Source organism: Maritimimonas sp. 2405UD52-3, assembly GCF_056591715.1.
Genome location: NZ_JBWQOL010000001.1, coordinates 118,469 through 135,623, shown reverse-complemented (window position 1 = coordinate 135,623; position 17,155 = coordinate 118,469). Strand labels below are relative to the sequence as shown.

The window sequence follows — 17,155 nt, the reverse complement described above, 5'->3', positions numbered from 1 at the left end:
TTACAATTAAAAAAGGATATCTCTAATAATATCTGACCTATCACGTTTCCAGAATTGTGGGAAAAACAGGTTTTCAATCTTAAGGGCAAACTTACTTTCAAAAGGTTCAAGATGTAAATTCTCACCTAGAGCATGAGCTACTGTTAAGAGAATGGAAGCATTGGCACCCATACCTATATGGCTACCAAATACCTCTATATTTTTGATATCAGCACGTAGAGTTTCAGCTTCCATACAATGCTTCCAAGGTAATAAACCATCTGTTTTTGTGTAAATACAGGTAATAGGAACCTCAGGAATTTGTTCTAATTCCTTTAGGAATTTCTCATTGCGATCACGTAATGTTTTTCCTCGTAAAAACTCCAACATTCTAAGTAAGGGTGTGTTCATATTATTCACACCCCAAACAGGTGAGCCAATTGTAATAAGTTGCGCTACTTTTTCTGGATGTCTATTCGCGATAATCTTAGCCAACATACCTCCGCCACTCCAGCCAACAAGACTTACTTTTTCTTGGTGTTTTTCATAAATTTCGTCTAAGCGCTCTGCTAATTTTGGGAGGTACTTTGAGTTGATCATATTAACACCTAAATCCCATTTGTAACTTTTAAAACCAAGCGACTTCAAATACTTTCTTACAAAGCGTGTTGAAAAATCATTACCTAGATATGGAGGCATGAGTAGTACTGGTTTACCTTCTCCTTTTTTACGTTTTGGTATAAACGGATAGAGGTAAAAAATGGATGACCATTCTAACAAAGCTCTGGTTTCAAGAATGGTGTTATATGCAGGCGGAGCATCAATTTTTTTATTAATACGTTCAATTTCGTTTCTAAAACGCTTCACTACAAACTCAACAATTTTCACTTTATCATCCTTCACCTTACGAGTACGCATTTTTTCTGAGGTAACTTTTTCTAAAATAAGTACAAGGGTAAGATAGTCTCGATCTGGTCCAAAATCTTCGCAGACAACCACGCTATCTGCTAATAAAGGCTCTAAATCTTGATATTTATCATAGTCAACCTTTGAAGCATTTTTTTTGATCTGTTTAGCATAAGGGTGATGCTTAAAACTGGTATAAATAAACTCTCTTGCATCTTCAAGCTCCACTCCGGTTTTCATGGCTGAGTGAATGGCCAAACGTGTAAATGACTTGTATAGGGTTTTATTGTTTTCCATTCAATTAATGTAAGACTACAACACGCTGGTTGAGCCATTGTATAATTTCTTGTTCTACTTCTGATTTATTAGTTTCATTAAGCATCTCATGCCTACCGCCTTCATATAATTTAGCTGTGAGGTCTTCAATACCCGCCTTTTGATATTGTTTTACAACGCGTTTAAAGCCCTTGCCCATTTCACCCACAGGATCTTTATCTCCTGAAAAAATAAAAATAGGAAGGTTTTTTGGGGTTGCGTTAAAAGTTTCTTGGCGATTAATTTCTTTACTTCCTTTTAAAATATCCATGATAATGCTCAAAGAAAAATCCTCAATTCTGTAAGGATCTGCTTCAAAAAGATCTACTTGACTTTCATCGCTGCTGATCCAGTCAACTTTAGTGCGATTGGGTTTAAATTTTTTATTAAACTCAGAAAAGAACAAATTCTTAAGCATATCATTTCGTTTTGACCTTCCTCTAAAGGTGCTCACAATTTTCGTGCTTGCCAACCCAAAATTGCCTAGTCCTTTCATAAAACTTGCAGTACCAGAAAGTATGAGCGCTTGAAGATCATCACCGTATTTGGTGACATATTTTCTACTGAGTAAAGAGCCCATGCTATGCCCAAATAAGATAATCTTATAGTTTGGATGCTCTTTTTTTATGAGCAATGACAACTCACGCATATCTTCTACAGCATCATTAAAATAGTTTTGTCCATCATAAAAACCTCTAAGTTCATCAGATTTTACAGATTGACCGTGTACTCTATGATCATTGGCATAGACTTCATAGCCTTCTAGTTGTAATAATTCTGCAATAGATTGGTAACGCCCAGCATGTTCTCCTACACCGTGAGCTATTTGAACGGTGCCTTTAAAAGAGATAGAAGAATTGGCTTTCCATTTATAGTAAAAAATGGATTCACCATCAGCGGTCTTGTAGGTATTTGTAGTATAATTCATTCGTTAATTGGCTAAAAACGCGGAGATCAATTCCAAAAACATCGTTTTCTGCTTTTCAGTGCCTTGAAGTTTTAACCTCTCTTGAATTTTCAATTCATGTAAAAGCAAATTGCCTTTGTATAAATTATAGAGATTGTTATCAGAAATCTGTAATGAAATTTTGGCTTTAGAGCTCTTAACTTTTCTTACAGAGCCTTCTTTAGTTGTTAAATCTAACTGCCAAAATCCCTCATTATTGTCCTGAATAATATGAAATTTGTACAAACCTTTATACTTCTTGGTAAATTTTTGATTTTCCTTTAAATACTTTCTTAATGTATTGAAAAAGGAGGCACTTTTAAATTCAGGTTTCTCGGGTGTAGCTTTTTTACTTCTTCTTTTTAAAATAAGAGCTTCCAGTTCATTAGCAGACTCTCTAATATAGCGAGAAAATTTATCAGCATCTGGCATAGTATTAGCATCAGAAGTAGTTGTTATAGTGACCTGCCCATTATAGCTAAAGGCAGCTATGATAAGGCCAAATCCATCTAAAACAGGGGTTAAGCCAAAAGTTGTTACTACATTATGTCCACGCAAATAGAGCATGCCAGGAGGTCCTGGAACATTGGTGATGGTCAAATTAAACGGTGGACGCATCAGTTCTTTAATGTCATATCTACCGTATAGTTGTACAGCTAAGTTAGCAAGCCCAAAGGGTACACTTTCTGCCATCTGCATCAAGCTTTTAGCGCCAACAGTTTTATGACGGCTTTTACCAATTTCGGTATGTTCTTGAATATACTCCAATCGTTTAATGGGATCACTAATATGTGTAGCAATAGGGATGAGCATATTAGAAATCTTGTTTCCCATTTTTTTCTGCCCTTCAGAGCGAATGGAAATAGGTACGTTAGCAACCAGTGATTGTGATGGCAATTTTTCAATTTCAAGCAAGTATCTTCTTACCCCACCTGCACACATGGCAAGAATGAGGTCATTGATACTTACCCCCATAATTTTCCGTAAGGTATTTATTCTTTCAAAAGAAAGTATGGCAGTTCCCCAAGTCCTTCTGGGAGATACATTTTTATTAAAAATACTTCGGGGTACTTTAAAAGAACGTTTATTAAATGCTTTTTTTCCCTTTAATTTTTTTGCAGCATTACCTTTGATTAATGCAAAAGCCGTTTCGCTTAACGCCTTAGGAGCTTTTAACGGATCTTTAATAAATTTTGAGGAGCTTTTTAACAACAAACTCAAATCATCTGGTAGCGGATCAGGCTCAAATGGTTTTGGAGGAGGTATAGATTTTCTTCTATCCTCTTTTTCTTTATCAAACAATAAACCCATAATACCTACACCAGAAGCACCATCAACCATGACATGGTGTATCTTGGTGACAATTGCAACAGACCCTTTTGGTATTTGTGAAATTTCATCTAAACCCTCTATAAAGCTAACCGACCACAATGGACGTCTTAAATCTAAAGAGGTACTAAATATAGAAGCAGTAGTTTCACGAAGTGTTTTCCAGTTGGCAGGGTCAGGTAGTTTTATACGATCAAGATGAAGATCAATATCAAAATTGGGGTCATCTACCCAATATGGATAATCAAGATTTAAAGGAACATTTAAGAGGCGCTTTCTAAACTTAGGCATTAAATGCAGCTTAGAAGCCAAAATCGCTTTAAAATCCTTAAAATTCAGCGAACCTTCAATAATAGTTAATGACCCAATATGCATAGTGCTAGTAGGCGACTCTGCATACAAAAAGGTAGCATCCTGAGCAGAAATCTGTTCCACAGAACTGTCTAAAGCATCATCTAAAATGTCTTTTAGTATCTTTTTTGCCATAAATTATTGCTGAAAATAGCTTGAAATGCCGTCAGCGATGCAATATAGAGATTTTTTAGGAAAGATAATGATTCAAAGTACAGTGAGATAAAACAGTTCTATTGCTCTTTATCACGCATATATTGCTCCTTATATTGTGCTTTTTTTAGGAGTTCTCTTTTTTTAACCGATTTTTTGGTAAACTGTTTACGTTCTCTTAATTCTTGTAAGACTTTTATATTTCTAAACTTTCGTTTATAACGCTTCAAAGCTCTATCAATATTTTCGCCTTCTTTTACTGTAATTTTAATCATATAGTATTATTTAAGTTCAAGTTTTATTTAATTACTGCGAGCAATATTCCTTTACAAAAAGCGCATACAACTTCATGTAAATATGAAAGACTATAAAATTTTAAAAACAGTAAGAATCTTTTTGGATAAGGAGTATCTGGTAGATGAAACGGATACTAAAAATTAAAACTGAATACTTTATGATTTTTCAAGAATAGAATTCTTGCTATAAAACAAAGGTACAATTAAATAAGAGGTAAGCAAGTATTTAATTGAATAAAAGTGGAGACGGAGGGACTCGAACCCTCGTCCAAACAAGCAACCAAAGCGCTTTCTACATGTTTAGTTATCGTTTATTTTTCGATTAAAAGCTGACCGAAAACCGCCCACTTTTAACTTAACTTCTTAAGTTTCGAATTACCATCGAAGCATTAGTAATTCTAGGTTTACTTTTACGATGCCTCTATGCTGAACGCCATAAACCAGGGCTTTCAAGAGACATTTAGCTTGCACACCTTGTGTGCCGGGGCTTGAATCCTACTATAATTCAGATTATTAAGCAGCTAAAGCGTAGTTATTCTCGCCGTTTAATTGTTTGAAATTGACTTTTACGAGTACTATTTCATTGCTCGACATGCTTACAGTTCAATTGATCTTGCTGTCAAAACCAGTCGTCCCCAAATTTTCAAAGAGCAGGATGGCAAATGTATATTTTTTTTCTATAATACCCGCTTGCTAAATCCTATTATTCATAATACCTTGCGGCAAATTTCATACCATTTGGCATAAAATGCCATTTTGAAGTCATTTTCGTCATATAAAGACCTTTTAAATGAAAATCGCCCTTATCAGAGAACGTAAAAATCCGCCAGATCGTCGTGTCGTTTTTACACCCGGAGCAGCTAAAAAATTAAGCGAAAAATACAACGATCTAACGATTAAAGTTGAGTCATCAGCTATTCGTGCTTTTGCAGATGATGATTATATCAAATTAGGCTTAGAAGTGACAGAAAATGTATCTGATTGTGATGTTATGCTCGGGGTAAAAGAAGTGCCTATTGAATCGTTGGTGCCAAGCAAAAAATATTTTTTCTTTAGCCATACTATCAAAAAGCAACCGTACAACCGAAAGTTATTACAAGCCATATTAGCTAAAAATATTGAACTCTACGATCACGAGGTTATTACTAAAGAAAATGGTGTGAGATTGGTTGCATTTGGTCGTTATGCAGGTATTGTTGGAGCCTATAACGGATTTAGAACGTATGGCCTGAAGTTTGATCTCTATACGTTGCCAAAAGCGGAAACGCTGAAAGATCAACAAGAGCTGATTGCTGAATTAAATAAAATTGAACTTCCTAATATAAAAATTGTTTTAACAGGTAAAGGGCGAGTAAGTAATGGCGCAAAGGAAATGTTAGATGGAATGAATATTCAGGAAGTTACTGTTGACGATTATCTCAATCAAGTATTTAATGAACCTGTTTATGTGCAGTTAGATGTGCTAGATTATAACAAGCGCAAGGATGGCACTGTCATTGATATGTTTGATTTTTTTAACAATCCAACAGAATACAAAAGTGATTTTATGCGCTTTGCAAGAATCTCTAGTCTTTATATTGCCGGACACTTTTATGGAGACGGAGCTCCCTATTTGTTTACTAGAGAGGATGCTAAATCACCTTATTTTAACATTAAAGTAGTTGCTGATATTAGTTGTGATATTGATGGACCTGTGGCTTCAACAATTCGATCCTCAACAATAGCTGATCCTATATATGGTTATGACCCCTTGTCTGAAAAGGAAGCTGATTTTAAAAATGAAGATACTATTGCAGTGATGGCAGTTGATAATTTACCCTGTGAGCTGCCACGAGATGCGTCGGAGGGTTTTGGAGAACAGTTTGGACGTTATGTCATTCCGGCTTTTTTCAATGGTGATAAAGATGGCATTTTAGAACGCGCCAGAATGACTAAGAATGGTAAATTGACAGAGCGTTATAGTTATCTACAAGATTATGTTGACGGTAAGGAATAATGGAGCAGGATAGAGAATTTCTACTGGCACTTGCCAATACCAAAATGCCTTATGGAAAATATAAAGGCAGACTCTTAATTGATCTTCCTGAACATTACATTGTTTGGTATCACAGAAAAGGATTTCCGAAAGGAAAAATCGGCATGATGTTAGGTTTGGTATACGAGTTAAAGTTAAATGGGCTTGAAGAGCTTGTGCGAAAACTTAGAACAACGAATTAATTTTTTGTTAATTTCAAGAGCAATTTCTTTTTTGGTATACATTTTTAGTAATTTTAGAAAACTAATAACCTTAAACTAAATACTATGTCTACACAACAAGTTGCAAACAAACTAGTACAAATGTGCCGTCAAGGAAATTTTGGACAAGCAATGGAAGAACTTTATGCAGATAACATTGTTAGCAGAGAAATGCCGGGATGGCCAAATGAAGTTACTTCCGGAATCAAAGAAGTTTTTGCAAAAAGTGAACAATGGATGGAAAATGTTCAAGAATTTCATAACGCAGAGGTATCAGAACCTATAGTGGCAGGAAATCATTTTTCTTGTACCATGGATATGGATGTTACCTTTAAAGACAGAGGGCGTCAACAAATGAGTGAGGTGTGTGTTTATGAAGTTGATAATAATGGCAAGATTTGTCATGAGCAATTTTTTTATGAAATGCCTGGTTGATTGCCAACACTTCAAATGATTAAAAAGCAACATGAAAAATCATGTTGCTTTTTTGTTTATCTACTTTTTCTCAACAAGTAGCACTGCTGTAATACCTAATGCATAGGCCAGAAGATCAGAAATACTGAAAGTGTTTCCAAAAATTAGATTCGCAATTTTATGATGTCTTAAATTTAGTATATCTAAAAGATGGGTTAATTGTAAGAACTCAATTGTAAGTGAAAAAAAGAGTACTGCAATAGCTAAATATAAGCTCTTTGTTTTGATAAAACTTTTTAAGAAATAATAGATCATGATTACAATTAGAAAATCACCAAACCAATACCTTACAAAAGGCTGCGTAACAAACTTTGCTATTATGACCTCCAAAATAAAAAGAGCACAAAAAATTAAAAAGCTCTTATAGTTAAAATTCATCTATTATATATTCTTTTTCATTACTTCCGGAAAATAGAACCTTTACAAACTCAAACCCTAGCAAAAGTAAGACGCTAAACCCAATGGTAAAACCCCATGTTTTAGGATGCCCCATGGGATTTATAAACCTATCTATGATATCCATTGTTAAATGTTTGGGATGTGCTACTATATCCCAACTGTTCCATCGGAGAAAACGCCCTAAGTAAATTCCAAAACCCGTTAAAAAAATAAAAATAGTCATTATAAAATCACTAGTAACTTTTGAAAAGTGTTTCAATAACAAATGATGAATACTTAAAAGAGAACTGTAAAAGAGAAAGATACCATTGCTAGCAAAAGAAAATACCAGCAGCAAATCAAACCATTGTGGCATTGAAGACGCACCTTTTAAATGAAAAATATCGGTAATAATGTAAGGTGCATTCGGTAGAAAAAACAACCATGTCAATAGTAAAATACTTATTAGCCATTTATTCAACTTACTTTGCCTCAGAAATAGACTAATAAAAAATGGTATATAAGCTAAAAAAAGATTCCAAATTAGAAATATGTATTTGGTTGAATAAGTTAACCAAATTCTGAAGCTCAATAGCATAAGACAGTATAATGAGAATAATACCAATATTTTAATTAATTTCTTCTCTTTCATTTTGAGTAAGATTTTGTTTGATAAATGATTTTTCATAATCAAGTTTAATTACTCCAGTCAATTTTTCTTGAGAAATACATGACTGAAGCCAATATTAAAAACAACCCAACACTTCCTACAAGTAATGCATAACTTTCTAACTGAATAATTGTGTAGATAAACGAGTACAAGACTATTAGAGAAATACCAATAAAAGAGGTAAACTTTAGTGTTTTTAAAATTGATTTTGAGTACAATGTTATAAGAACAATTACTGAAATACTGGCAACTAAATAGGCCCGTAGAAAATTACTATGTTCTGAAATAGAAACTAATAAAGTATAGAACATTGTTAAAGCCAATCCAATCATTAAATATTGAAAAGGGTGAATATTAATTTTGCTCATGGTCTGAATCAAAAAGAAGATCAAAAACGTAAGCGATATAACTAGGATACCATATTTGGCAGAACGTTCGCTCTTTAAGTATTGATCTACGGGAATCATAAAATTAACGCCAAAGGCAAATTCTTTTAAGTCAGGCAAATAGCTATAATGTTGCTGAGCAAAAGGTCTATTTATATCGAGTACTTTCCATTTGGCATGAAACCCATCTTTGGTAATTTTATCATTATTAAAAGGTAAGAACTCACCAAAGAAGTTGGCTGTTTTCCAATTAGACGTCATCTCAGCTTTTGTTTCTTTTCCAATAGGAATAAATCGGATTTGCTTGCTTCCATTTATATTGAGTGTTAAATTAAAATTCAAGTTTTCTTCTTTAGAAATATCTTTTTTATTCAAAAATTTACTCTCTAATTTATGCAACACTACTTCATCTAACCTTTGACTTTTGGCACCGCCATATCTTGATGTAAAAGAGTAGGTGTCATCTATAAAGTTTATAGATACTTCTTCATTTACCCCTTTTAGGTTAGAAGTTTTTAAGATTAGTTTTGCTTTTTCCCATTTTATTTGATTTTCCTTTATTTCTAATTCACTAAAATCGGGTTTTATAAAATTACCCAAAATATCCATCTCACTCTGATAAACTGCGGTTTCATAGATGCCATAACTCTTTTTTTCAGGATTTACTTCTGAGTTTATTTGTAGGGTTTCAGGAAAAAAATAGGCATAATTGGTTTGCTCAATAGTTTCTTTTAATACCTTTTGAGTATCTGCATTTGTTACTGTTTTTTCTTGATAGGTAATATATGGTATTTGTAAAATTGGCCCATAAATAAGCACTTCATTTCCCCATTTGTCATTTATTTCATTTACAACTTCTTTTTGTCTAAAGGAGCGTTCTTGTATTAAACTTTCTATAAGAGATAGGGGTATAAGTAAAAGTAACGTAAGAATACCAACCATAATAAGTCTAGCGGTAATAGAAGTTTTTATCCAGTTTCCGAATTTGTTTGTGTTTTGTTTTTGATTCGTTTCCATGTTTATAATTTTAAAGTACTTTGTTTTTCAAAGTAAATAAATAAAAAAATTTAGTTTTTAATTAATTTTTCAAGAGCGTTGATGTGCTTTTGAAATTCCTTTTTTCCTAGTTTAGTTACCATATATCTTGTGTTAGGTTTTTTACCGATAAATTGTTTTTCAATCAGTATATATTCAACTTTTTCTAAGGCCTTTATATGACTTGCTAAATTGCCATCAGTAACGTCTAACAATTCTTTTAACCGATTGAATTCGGCGTACTCGTTCACCATAAGTATTGACATGATGCCTAACCTTATTCTATGATCAAAGACCTTATTGATGTTGTCAATTAAACCCATTTACTTTCTATCATATTTATAGTACATGATAATACCATATACTATATGAAGTACACCAAAACCTAGCACCCATAGCCAAAAACCATAGCCGGGCAATAGTGCACAAATCAGACCTAATACGATTTCAATATAGCCTAAATATCGAATATCACCCAAGCTATATTTTGATGCATTTACCAATGCCAATCCGTAAAATATTAGCATTAGAGCTGCTGTTTGACCATATTTCTGTTGTCCTAAAATAATGAGGATATAAATACCACCTGTAATCAGCGGAATTAAGAAATTAAATATTAATCTTTTAGAGGAAGCATCCCATATTTTCTCATTATTCTTCTTAGCTTTTCTTGTAGTTAAAAAGATGGCAGTCAAAATACTAAGGGCAGCAATGATAAAAAGATCTAGCATGACGAATCTAAAAACTTTTCCGTCTAAGATGAGATATTCTCTGCCTGAATTTTCTACCAACCAATAAGCAATTGCTGCGCCAAGCAACGCATAAATTCCCGCCAAAATCCCTGAAAGACCGCTTAAAGAGATAAAACGCGAAGATTTATTCATTAAATCTTTAATTTCGGAAATGTCTTTTAAATAATCTTTTTCATTCATGATAAAAGTACTTTGAAATACAAAGTTATTAAAAATTAATTAGCTAACAAGTATTTTTTATTTTTGATAGAGTGAATCCTGCAGAAACATATATTTTAGACCAGCAAGAACCTTATAAGTCTATTTTGTTGCATTTACAAGTTTTGGTTGAAGCCACGTTACCAGAAATTGAATTAAAATATAAATGGAGAGTACCTTATTATTATCTAGAAGGAAATCCGTTTTGTTATTTTAATGTACCAAAGAAAAAAGGATTCGTTGAGGTTGGTTTTTGGGCGTCGGCTCATTTAACTAAATATAACGACTTTTTGGTATCAGATGGTAGAAAGGTTGTTAAATCTTTTCGCTATAAAACTCTGAAGGAAGTTGATGATACAATTTTTCAATTGGTACTTCAAGAAGCCAGTAAAGTAAATCATAAAGGTTTTTGGAAATAGTAACCTACTGTAAGTTTACTTTAAACTGTAAAGCAGTTTCTTTATTTACAATAATAAATAATGTTGTATTCTTTACGGCGGGCGCAGGGATAGTAAAAGTACAGCTACCCTCAACACAGTTTGGAATAATTTCGTTAGGGTATTGGGTGCCTAAATAAGCATAGTGAAAAGTCAATCCTTCCGAAACATTTTTCAATTTGAAATCTATTGTAGTATCTGGCGTGGATGAAATAATACCCTTACTGGGTGAAATTAGTTGTAATTTGTGCTTAAAAAAAGGCTTATTAATTACAGGGCTATCAAAAAAATCTCTTTTGGAAATATTTTTATTGGTAAACGTAAATCCGGCTTCAGCGGGTAAATGTGTTAAAGCAAATTCTTCAGGATTGGTAAAGAAAAAATAATCATCAAAGCGCTGCTTCCATTGCTTGCCTTGATTATAGCCAGAACCCCAGGTAACGTCTATTAAGTGCCATTTTCCGTCAATGCGTACGGCATTCCATGCATGATCTTCCTGCTGCGGACTCGTGCCAATATCAGAGACCCCTGCTTTAGAATAACCACCTATAAATAAACATGGAATACCCAGCAATTCCGAAACTTTTTTAAAGGTTCTTGAATAGCCTTCGCAAACTGCTTTATTGGTTTCTAGAGTGCTGTTTACAGAATGCTCGTTTACTGCAGCTAGTTTACGACGGTAGTCTTCCTGATCTGTATAACTAAAATTGATCTTAGTATCTCCACTTAGATAGCGAGGCATATCATATGCAATATTATGGGTAAGCCAGGTATAAATAGCGCGTACTTTTTCTTTATCGTCATCAAAATCCTCTTGTATCTGATTTGCCAGCGCTTCCGCAGAAGTGATTTTTTTAGGATATTGTTTTACCTTTTCATCAACTACTTCAAAGTTTTGAGAAAAGAGTCCTAGGTGAAAAAATCCTATAAAAATGAAAGTGAGTAGTTTCTTCATGTCATTTTAACCAGCACAAATAGTACCAAAAATTAAAGTGTATTAACAACTTTTCTAATGGCAACTAGATTAGACAGCAATTTTTCAAGATGGTCAAGATGTAGCATATTAGCACCATCACTTTTTGCATTGGCAGGGTCAAAATGTGTTTCTATAAATAAACCATCAGCACCAGTTACAATTCCGGCACGAGCTATAGTTTCTATCATATCAGGACGTCCACCAGTAACACCAGAAGTTTGATTAGGTTGTTGAAGCGAATGTGTAACATCTAATACCGTAGTTGCATATTGCTTCATTGTTGGGATACCACGAAAATCTACAATCATATCTTGATAGCCAAACATAGTACCTCTATCAGTGATCATGACTTTCTCATTACCAGAATCCATTACTTTTTTAACAGCATGTTGCATACTTTCTGCACTCATAAACTGCCCTTTTTTTAAGTTTACCACCTTTCCTGTTTTGGCAGCTGCTACAACTAAGTTAGTTTGGCGAACCAAAAAAGCAGGAATCTGCAATACATCTACATATTCGGCAGCTTTTGCCGCATCAGAAACTTCATGAATATCAGTAACGGTTGGTACTTGAAAAGTATCTCGTACTTTCTTTAGTATCTTTAAAGCTTTTTCATCGCCAATTCCAGTAAAACTATCTACACGTGAACGATTTGCTTTTTTAAAACTTCCTTTAAATACATAAGGAATTTTCAAAGTGTCAGTAATAGAAATAACACGTTCAGCAATACGCATAGCCATATCTTCACCTTCAATGGCACAGGGCCCTGCCAGGAGGAAAAAATTACCTGAATCAATATATTTTATATGCGGAATGGAAGCAATATTCATTAGTAAAAATTTAACGCAAAAGTACAACTTTTTGAGGTTCTGAATCAGTAAATTTGACTGGCGTACAAATAACAATATTCAGCTTTAACTTTACTTTAGAAAGCAAGATTACTTTTAGATTAAAAGAATAAAGAAGATGAAAAAAGGATTGAAAATTCTTGGAATTGTATTAGGAGTTTTTTTACTAGTGATTTTGATTGCACCTATGATTTTTGAGGGTAAGGTCATAGAATTGGTAAAGAAGACTGCTAATGATAATATCAATGCTACTCTTGATTTTCAAGAAGCAGATCTTAGTTTGTTGCGGAACTTTCCGAATATATCTTTAAAACTGGATGAATTTTATATTGCAAACAAAGACTCTTTTCAAGGTGATACCTTGATCAAAGCTGGAAATGTTAAACTTAGCATGCCTTTTAAAAATCTTTTTAATGATACATCAACACCCATTGATATAACTAGTTTTATTGTTGATAATGCTGATTTACGAATAAAGATTGATGCCGAAGGCAATGCTAATTACAATATTGCAAAGCAAAAAGACCAACAGGAGCCTTCAAATTCATCAGAACCCTTTTCTTTTGATTTAAAAAGCTATTTCATTTCAAATTCTAGCATTTCTTATGAAGATGCTTCCAGTAAATTATCCTTTTTAGTTAAAAATTTAAATCATTCAGGAGAAGGAAATTTTTCAGCAGATCAGTCGGTGCTTAAAACCAAATCGAATGCGGTTGCTACGCTCATGTATGATAGTATTGCCTACTTGAAAGATCATACATTGACACTGGATGCTGATATACAATTGGATTTTAAGGACAGTACCTATAGTTTCCTTGAAAATCAAGCCAAGGTGAATGAATTACCATTGGTTTTTGATGGGTTTGTAAAAGTGAATGAAAATAACCAAGAACTGGATATTAAATTTAATACACCGAGTTCAGATTTTAAGAATTTTCTGGCCATAATCCCGCAACAATATTCCAAAAGCATTGAAAATGTAACTACAACTGGAAATTTTGACTTGAATGGGCGATTAAATGGAATTATTGATAATACACATATTCCTAAATTCAACATTAATATAAATTCAGATAATGCTTCTTTTAAGTATCCTGACTTACCCAAGGCTTTACAGAATATTCATATCAATACGCGTATTGTGAATGAAACAGGTCTGACAAAGGATTCATACATCAGTATTGAACAATTGAATTTTAAGATAGATAATGAAGAATTCAATGCAAACGCATTGATCAAGAACATTACGGATAACATTCAGGTAAATGGAAATGTAAAAGGAACCATAGACTTAAGTAAACTTGAACAAATTTATCCAGCAGAAAATGTAAAAAACTTAAAAGGAATAGTAAAAGCAGATATTACATCAGCTTTTGATATGAACTCCATTGAAAAGAAACGTTATGAGAATACCAAAACATCAGGATCAGCTACAATTTCAAGTTTTGAATATGCTTCTGGAGGATTTAAAAATCAGTTTACAATAAACAACACTCAATTGACCTTTAATCCACAAACAGTAACGATATCGAATTTTGATGCATTGATTGGGAAAACTGATTTGAAAGCAAATGGTAGTATCCAAAATTTATTAGGTTTCTTATTTAATAAAGAAAATATTAAAGGAAATTTTGATCTACAATCTTCCAATTTTGTTGTGAATGATTTTATGACCTCGGAGAGTGATAATGAAAAAAATACGGAGTCGAACATTGAAGAGAAACTGGAAATTCCATCATTTTTGGATTGTACGATCAATGCTACTGCAGGAAATGTTCAGTATGATAATATTACCATGAAAAATGTTTCAGGTACATTGTTGATCAAAGATCAACAAGCCGAGTTAAAGAACATGAAGTCAGAAATTTTTGGTGGTAAGCTCGGTTTTGAAGGTGCGGTCTCATCAAAAACCGAAATACCTCAATTTCAAATGAATTTAGATGTCAATAATTTTGACATAGCGCAATCATTTTCTTCATTGGAGTTATTTCAATCATTGGCGCCTATTGCCAATACATTAAAAGGAAAAATCAATACAGAAATAGCTCTTTCTGGGGATCTATCGAATGATTTCACTCCCGTTCTTTCTTCTGTAAGCGGAGATATGATTGCTCAGTTATTATCATCAACTTTAAACGCTAAGAGGTCTCCATTACTTCAGAAGCTAGGAGCCAATCTTAGTTTTTTTGATGCTCAAAAATTAAACTTAAATGGCATAAAAACGGCATTAACATTTAAAGATGGAAAGGTAGCCATAAAACCATTTACTTTGAAATATGAGGATATAGAAATTGCTGTAGCGGGAAGTCATGGTTTTGACCTTTCTATGGACTACGATGCTATTTTTAATGTGCCTGCAAAATATCTAGGCAAAGAAGCCGAGCAACTAATAGCACAATTAAGTACTGATGAGCAAAATACGATTAAAGTACCCATTACTGCAATACTAAAAGGCGCATTTAAGAGCCCTAGTATATCTACAGATTTGAAAGCAGCTATTAGTAGCTTGGGCAAGCAAATTGCCAATAATGAAAAGGATAAATTGTTGAATAAAGGTAAAGAAGAAGTGAATTCGGCTTTAGACAAGTTGCTCAACAGATCAAAAGATAGTGTGAAGTCTGACTCGGTCACCACGAAACCCGAAGATCAAGTTAAGGAGACGGCAAAAGACCTCTTACAAGGTATTTTTAAAAAGAAAAAGAAAGATACCACCAATTAAACCATCAAATGATTTTGGTTAGCTTTGTGTAGCCAAAGACTGACTTGCTATGCGATGGACACTCAAAGAACAACCACCTCAAGAAAAAATCAATAAACTTTCACAAGCACTATCCATTGATACGACCTTAGCTTCTTTATTGGTTCAAAGAGGTATTGAAACCTTTGATGAAGCTAAAACATTCTTCCGTCCATCATTGACTGATTTGCATGATCCTTTTATGATGAAAGATATGCAAAATGCTGTTGAGCGTATTGAGCGCGCTATTGAAAAGGAAGAGAATATTTTGGTTTTTGGTGATTATGATGTAGATGGAACCACAGCTGTATCCTTAGTATCATCGTATTTAAAAGAAGAATATCAAAATGTAGCAACATATATCCCAGACAGGTATGCTGAGGGATATGGGGTGTCCTATCAAGGGATAGATTTTGCAGAAGACAACGGTTTTTCGTTGATCATTGCTTTGGATTGTGGAGTGAAGGCCATTGATAAAGTGAGATATGCAAAAGATAAAGGCATTGATTTTATCATTTGTGATCATCATCGTCCCGGTGATCAACTACCAGAAGCGATAGCTGTGTTAGACCCTAAGCGAAATGATTGCGACTACCCTTATGATGAATTATGTGGTTGCGGAGTGGGTTTTAAGCTGGTGCAAGCACTGGCATCCAGAAAAGGACAAACAATAGATGATTTACTAGAATATTTAGATTTGGTGGCTACTGCCATAGCTGCAGATATTGTTCCTATAACAGGAGAAAACAGGATTCTGACCTACTTTGGATTGGAACAGATTAATACCAATCCCAGATTGGGAATTAAAGCTATTATCGACCAACTAAAGAAGGACTCACTAACCATTACAGATGTGGTGTTTATTATTGCGCCGCGCATCAATGCTGCTGGACGCATAAAACATGGTAATCATGCAGTGCAGCTACTGACATCAGATGATTTAGATATGGCTTTGGGTTTTGCCGCCGAAATTGAACAGTACAATACGCATAGAAAAAGTTTGGATGAACAAATTACCAAAGAAGCTTTATTGCAAATAGAAGAGAATAATGAACAAAACCACTACACCACGGTAGTATATCAGGAAGATTGGCATAAAGGAGTGATTGGTATTATAGCTTCTCGATTGATAGAACGATATTATAGGCCTACGTTAGTTTTTACAAAGAATGGAGAAAAATTAGCAGCTTCTGCACGTTCAGTTTCAGGTTTTGATGTGTACAATGCCTTGGAAGCCTGTTCTGATACCATAGAGCAATTTGGTGGTCACAAATATGCTGCCGGATTAACACTATTACCAGAAAATTATGAAGTTTTCAAAATGAAGTTTGAACAAGTGGTGAAACAAACCTTACCAGATGAGTTAAGAACTCCTGAAGTTAAAATTGATGCTGAAATGGATTTAGCCGAAATTACACCAAAGTTTTATAGAATTTTAAAACAATTAGCTCCTTTTGGTCCGAAAAACATGAAGCCTGTTTTTGCCATCAAAAATGTGTCGGATACTGGTTATTGCAGACCCGTGGGTTCAGATGAAAGCCATTTAAAATTGAAAATTACAGATGGAAAGCTTGCTTTTGATGCGATAGGATTTAATATGGGGCATTACTGTGAGAAGATAAAAAACAAACAACCCTTTGATTGTGTATTTACTGTTGAGGAAAATGTTTGGAATGGGAGAACAACCTTGCAGTTGAATTTGAAGGATATAAAACTTTGAAATTGTCCCCTTGAGGGGACTATAGGGGTGTAAG

General features: G+C 33.9%; 17 protein-coding genes and 1 other RNA gene. 6 read left to right on the top strand and 12 right to left on the bottom strand.

Features of this window, described 5'->3' with window-relative positions; all coding sequences use genetic code 11:
* Positions 1-6: 6 nt before the first annotated feature.
* The 5 genes from AC1EU5_RS00635 to ssrA form a co-directional block, all read right to left on the bottom strand.
* Positions 7-1,182 carry a PGAP1-like alpha/beta domain-containing protein gene (locus tag AC1EU5_RS00635; RefSeq protein ID WP_480190404.1) on the bottom strand — a complete coding sequence of 392 codons (1,176 nt, stop codon included), beginning with the start codon at positions 1,180-1,182 and terminating at the stop codon, positions 7-9.
* A gap of 4 nt (positions 1,183-1,186) precedes the next feature.
* Positions 1,187-2,128 (bottom strand): alpha/beta hydrolase, encoded by a 942-nt coding sequence (locus tag AC1EU5_RS00630; RefSeq protein WP_480190403.1) that lies wholly within the window; start codon positions 2,126-2,128, stop codon positions 1,187-1,189.
* Between the two features lie 3 nt (positions 2,129-2,131).
* The gene (locus AC1EU5_RS00625) at positions 2,132-3,961 is read right to left on the bottom strand and encodes a wax ester/triacylglycerol synthase family O-acyltransferase (RefSeq protein ID WP_480190402.1); all 1,830 of its coding nucleotides are present in this window, start codon (positions 3,959-3,961) and stop codon (positions 2,132-2,134) included.
* Between the two features lie 98 nt (positions 3,962-4,059).
* The gene (rpsU, locus tag AC1EU5_RS00620; protein WP_480190401.1) at positions 4,060-4,254 is read right to left on the bottom strand and encodes a 30S ribosomal protein S21; all 195 of its coding nucleotides are present in this window, start codon (positions 4,252-4,254) and stop codon (positions 4,060-4,062) included.
* A gap of 259 nt (positions 4,255-4,513) precedes the next feature.
* Positions 4,514-4,912: a transfer-messenger RNA gene (gene ssrA, locus AC1EU5_RS00615) on the bottom strand.
* A gap of 153 nt (positions 4,913-5,065) precedes the next feature.
* On the opposite strand from ssrA, the gene AC1EU5_RS00610 reads away from it, so the two are divergent.
* The 3 genes from AC1EU5_RS00610 (at position 5,066) to AC1EU5_RS00600 (ending at position 6,945) form a co-directional block, all read left to right on the top strand.
* On the top strand, positions 5,066-6,271 hold the full coding sequence (locus tag AC1EU5_RS00610; protein ID WP_480190400.1) for an NAD(P)-dependent oxidoreductase: 1,206 nt from the start codon (positions 5,066-5,068) through the stop codon (positions 6,269-6,271).
* Positions 6,271-6,492 carry a DUF3820 family protein gene (locus AC1EU5_RS00605; RefSeq protein ID WP_480190399.1) on the top strand — a complete coding sequence of 74 codons (222 nt, stop codon included), beginning with the start codon at positions 6,271-6,273 and terminating at the stop codon, positions 6,490-6,492. The genes AC1EU5_RS00610 and AC1EU5_RS00605 overlap by 1 nt, the downstream gene beginning before the upstream one ends.
* A gap of 84 nt (positions 6,493-6,576) precedes the next feature.
* Entirely contained in the window at positions 6,577-6,945 is a 369-nt protein-coding gene (locus AC1EU5_RS00600) for a SnoaL-like domain-containing protein (RefSeq protein WP_480190398.1), read from the top strand.
* Positions 6,946-7,005: 60 nt separating this feature from the next.
* On the opposite strand, the gene AC1EU5_RS00595 is transcribed toward AC1EU5_RS00600, so the two are convergent.
* From AC1EU5_RS00595 to AC1EU5_RS00575, 5 genes are all read right to left on the bottom strand, one after another.
* Positions 7,006-7,362 (bottom strand): ribosomal maturation YjgA family protein, encoded by a 357-nt coding sequence (locus AC1EU5_RS00595; protein ID WP_480190397.1) that lies wholly within the window; start codon positions 7,360-7,362, stop codon positions 7,006-7,008.
* Positions 7,352-7,960 (bottom strand): DUF1361 domain-containing protein, encoded by a 609-nt coding sequence (locus tag AC1EU5_RS00590; protein WP_480191079.1) that lies wholly within the window; start codon positions 7,958-7,960, stop codon positions 7,352-7,354. Before AC1EU5_RS00590 ends, AC1EU5_RS00595 begins: the two co-directional genes overlap by 11 nt.
* A gap of 98 nt (positions 7,961-8,058) precedes the next feature.
* Positions 8,059-9,435 carry a cell envelope integrity protein CreD gene (creD, locus tag AC1EU5_RS00585; protein ID WP_480190396.1) on the bottom strand — a complete coding sequence of 459 codons (1,377 nt, stop codon included), beginning with the start codon at positions 9,433-9,435 and terminating at the stop codon, positions 8,059-8,061.
* A gap of 50 nt (positions 9,436-9,485) precedes the next feature.
* Positions 9,486-9,776: a winged helix-turn-helix domain-containing protein gene (locus AC1EU5_RS00580; protein WP_480190395.1), complete on the bottom strand. Its 291-nt coding sequence runs from the start codon at positions 9,774-9,776 to the stop codon at positions 9,486-9,488.
* Positions 9,777-10,385, bottom strand: coding sequence for a hypothetical protein (locus AC1EU5_RS00575; protein ID WP_480190394.1), 609 nt, complete (start codon positions 10,383-10,385; stop codon positions 9,777-9,779). It abuts the gene before it with no gap.
* Positions 10,386-10,456: 71 nt separating this feature from the next.
* On the opposite strand from AC1EU5_RS00575, the gene AC1EU5_RS00570 reads away from it, so the two are divergent.
* Entirely contained in the window at positions 10,457-10,822 is a 366-nt protein-coding gene (locus AC1EU5_RS00570) for a DUF1801 domain-containing protein (protein WP_480190393.1), read from the top strand.
* Between the two features lie 4 nt (positions 10,823-10,826).
* Here AC1EU5_RS00570 and AC1EU5_RS00565 read toward each other — a convergent pair whose 3' ends face one another.
* The gene (locus AC1EU5_RS00565) at positions 10,827-11,795 is read right to left on the bottom strand and encodes a transglutaminase domain-containing protein (protein ID WP_480190392.1); all 969 of its coding nucleotides are present in this window, start codon (positions 11,793-11,795) and stop codon (positions 10,827-10,829) included.
* Between the two features lie 32 nt (positions 11,796-11,827).
* On the bottom strand, positions 11,828-12,646 hold the full coding sequence (gene kdsA, locus AC1EU5_RS00560; RefSeq protein ID WP_480190391.1) for a 3-deoxy-8-phosphooctulonate synthase: 819 nt from the start codon (positions 12,644-12,646) through the stop codon (positions 11,828-11,830).
* 136 nt (positions 12,647-12,782) lie between these two features.
* Between kdsA and AC1EU5_RS00555 the strand changes: the two genes are divergently transcribed.
* Both AC1EU5_RS00555 and recJ read left to right on the top strand, forming a co-directional pair.
* Positions 12,783-15,383 (top strand): AsmA family protein, encoded by a 2,601-nt coding sequence (locus tag AC1EU5_RS00555; protein WP_480190390.1) that lies wholly within the window; start codon positions 12,783-12,785, stop codon positions 15,381-15,383.
* Between the two features lie 49 nt (positions 15,384-15,432).
* Positions 15,433-17,121, top strand: a complete 1,689-nt coding sequence (gene recJ / locus AC1EU5_RS00550) for a single-stranded-DNA-specific exonuclease RecJ (RefSeq protein ID WP_480190389.1) — start codon at positions 15,433-15,435, stop codon at positions 17,119-17,121.
* The last annotated feature ends 34 nt before the right edge of the window (positions 17,122-17,155 follow it).

Coding starts and splice junctions, on each gene's coding strand:
- AC1EU5_RS00635 (WP_480190404.1), bottom strand. CDS start 1,182: ATGGAAAACAATAAAACCCTATACAAGTCATTTACACGTTTGGCCATT.
- AC1EU5_RS00630 (WP_480190403.1), bottom strand. CDS start 2,128: ATGAATTATACTACAAATACCTACAAGACCGCTGATGGTGAATCCATT.
- AC1EU5_RS00625 (WP_480190402.1), bottom strand. CDS start 3,961: ATGGCAAAAAAGATACTAAAAGACATTTTAGATGATGCTTTAGACAGT.
- rpsU (WP_480190401.1), bottom strand. CDS start 4,254: ATGATTAAAATTACAGTAAAAGAAGGCGAAAATATTGATAGAGCTTTG.
- AC1EU5_RS00610 (WP_480190400.1), top strand. CDS start 5,066: ATGAAAATCGCCCTTATCAGAGAACGTAAAAATCCGCCAGATCGTCGT.
- AC1EU5_RS00605 (WP_480190399.1), top strand. CDS start 6,271: ATGGAGCAGGATAGAGAATTTCTACTGGCACTTGCCAATACCAAAATG.
- AC1EU5_RS00600 (WP_480190398.1), top strand. CDS start 6,577: ATGTCTACACAACAAGTTGCAAACAAACTAGTACAAATGTGCCGTCAA.
- AC1EU5_RS00595 (WP_480190397.1), bottom strand. CDS start 7,362: ATGAATTTTAACTATAAGAGCTTTTTAATTTTTTGTGCTCTTTTTATT.
- AC1EU5_RS00590 (WP_480191079.1), bottom strand. CDS start 7,960: ATGCTATTGAGCTTCAGAATTTGGTTAACTTATTCAACCAAATACATA.
- creD (WP_480190396.1), bottom strand. CDS start 9,435: ATGGAAACGAATCAAAAACAAAACACAAACAAATTCGGAAACTGGATA.
- AC1EU5_RS00580 (WP_480190395.1), bottom strand. CDS start 9,776: ATGGGTTTAATTGACAACATCAATAAGGTCTTTGATCATAGAATAAGG.
- AC1EU5_RS00575 (WP_480190394.1), bottom strand. CDS start 10,385: ATGAATGAAAAAGATTATTTAAAAGACATTTCCGAAATTAAAGATTTA.
- AC1EU5_RS00565 (WP_480190392.1), bottom strand. CDS start 11,795: ATGAAGAAACTACTCACTTTCATTTTTATAGGATTTTTTCACCTAGGA.
- kdsA (WP_480190391.1), bottom strand. CDS start 12,646: ATGAATATTGCTTCCATTCCGCATATAAAATATATTGATTCAGGTAAT.
- AC1EU5_RS00555 (WP_480190390.1), top strand. CDS start 12,783: ATGAAAAAAGGATTGAAAATTCTTGGAATTGTATTAGGAGTTTTTTTA.
- recJ (WP_480190389.1), top strand. CDS start 15,433: ATGCGATGGACACTCAAAGAACAACCACCTCAAGAAAAAATCAATAAA.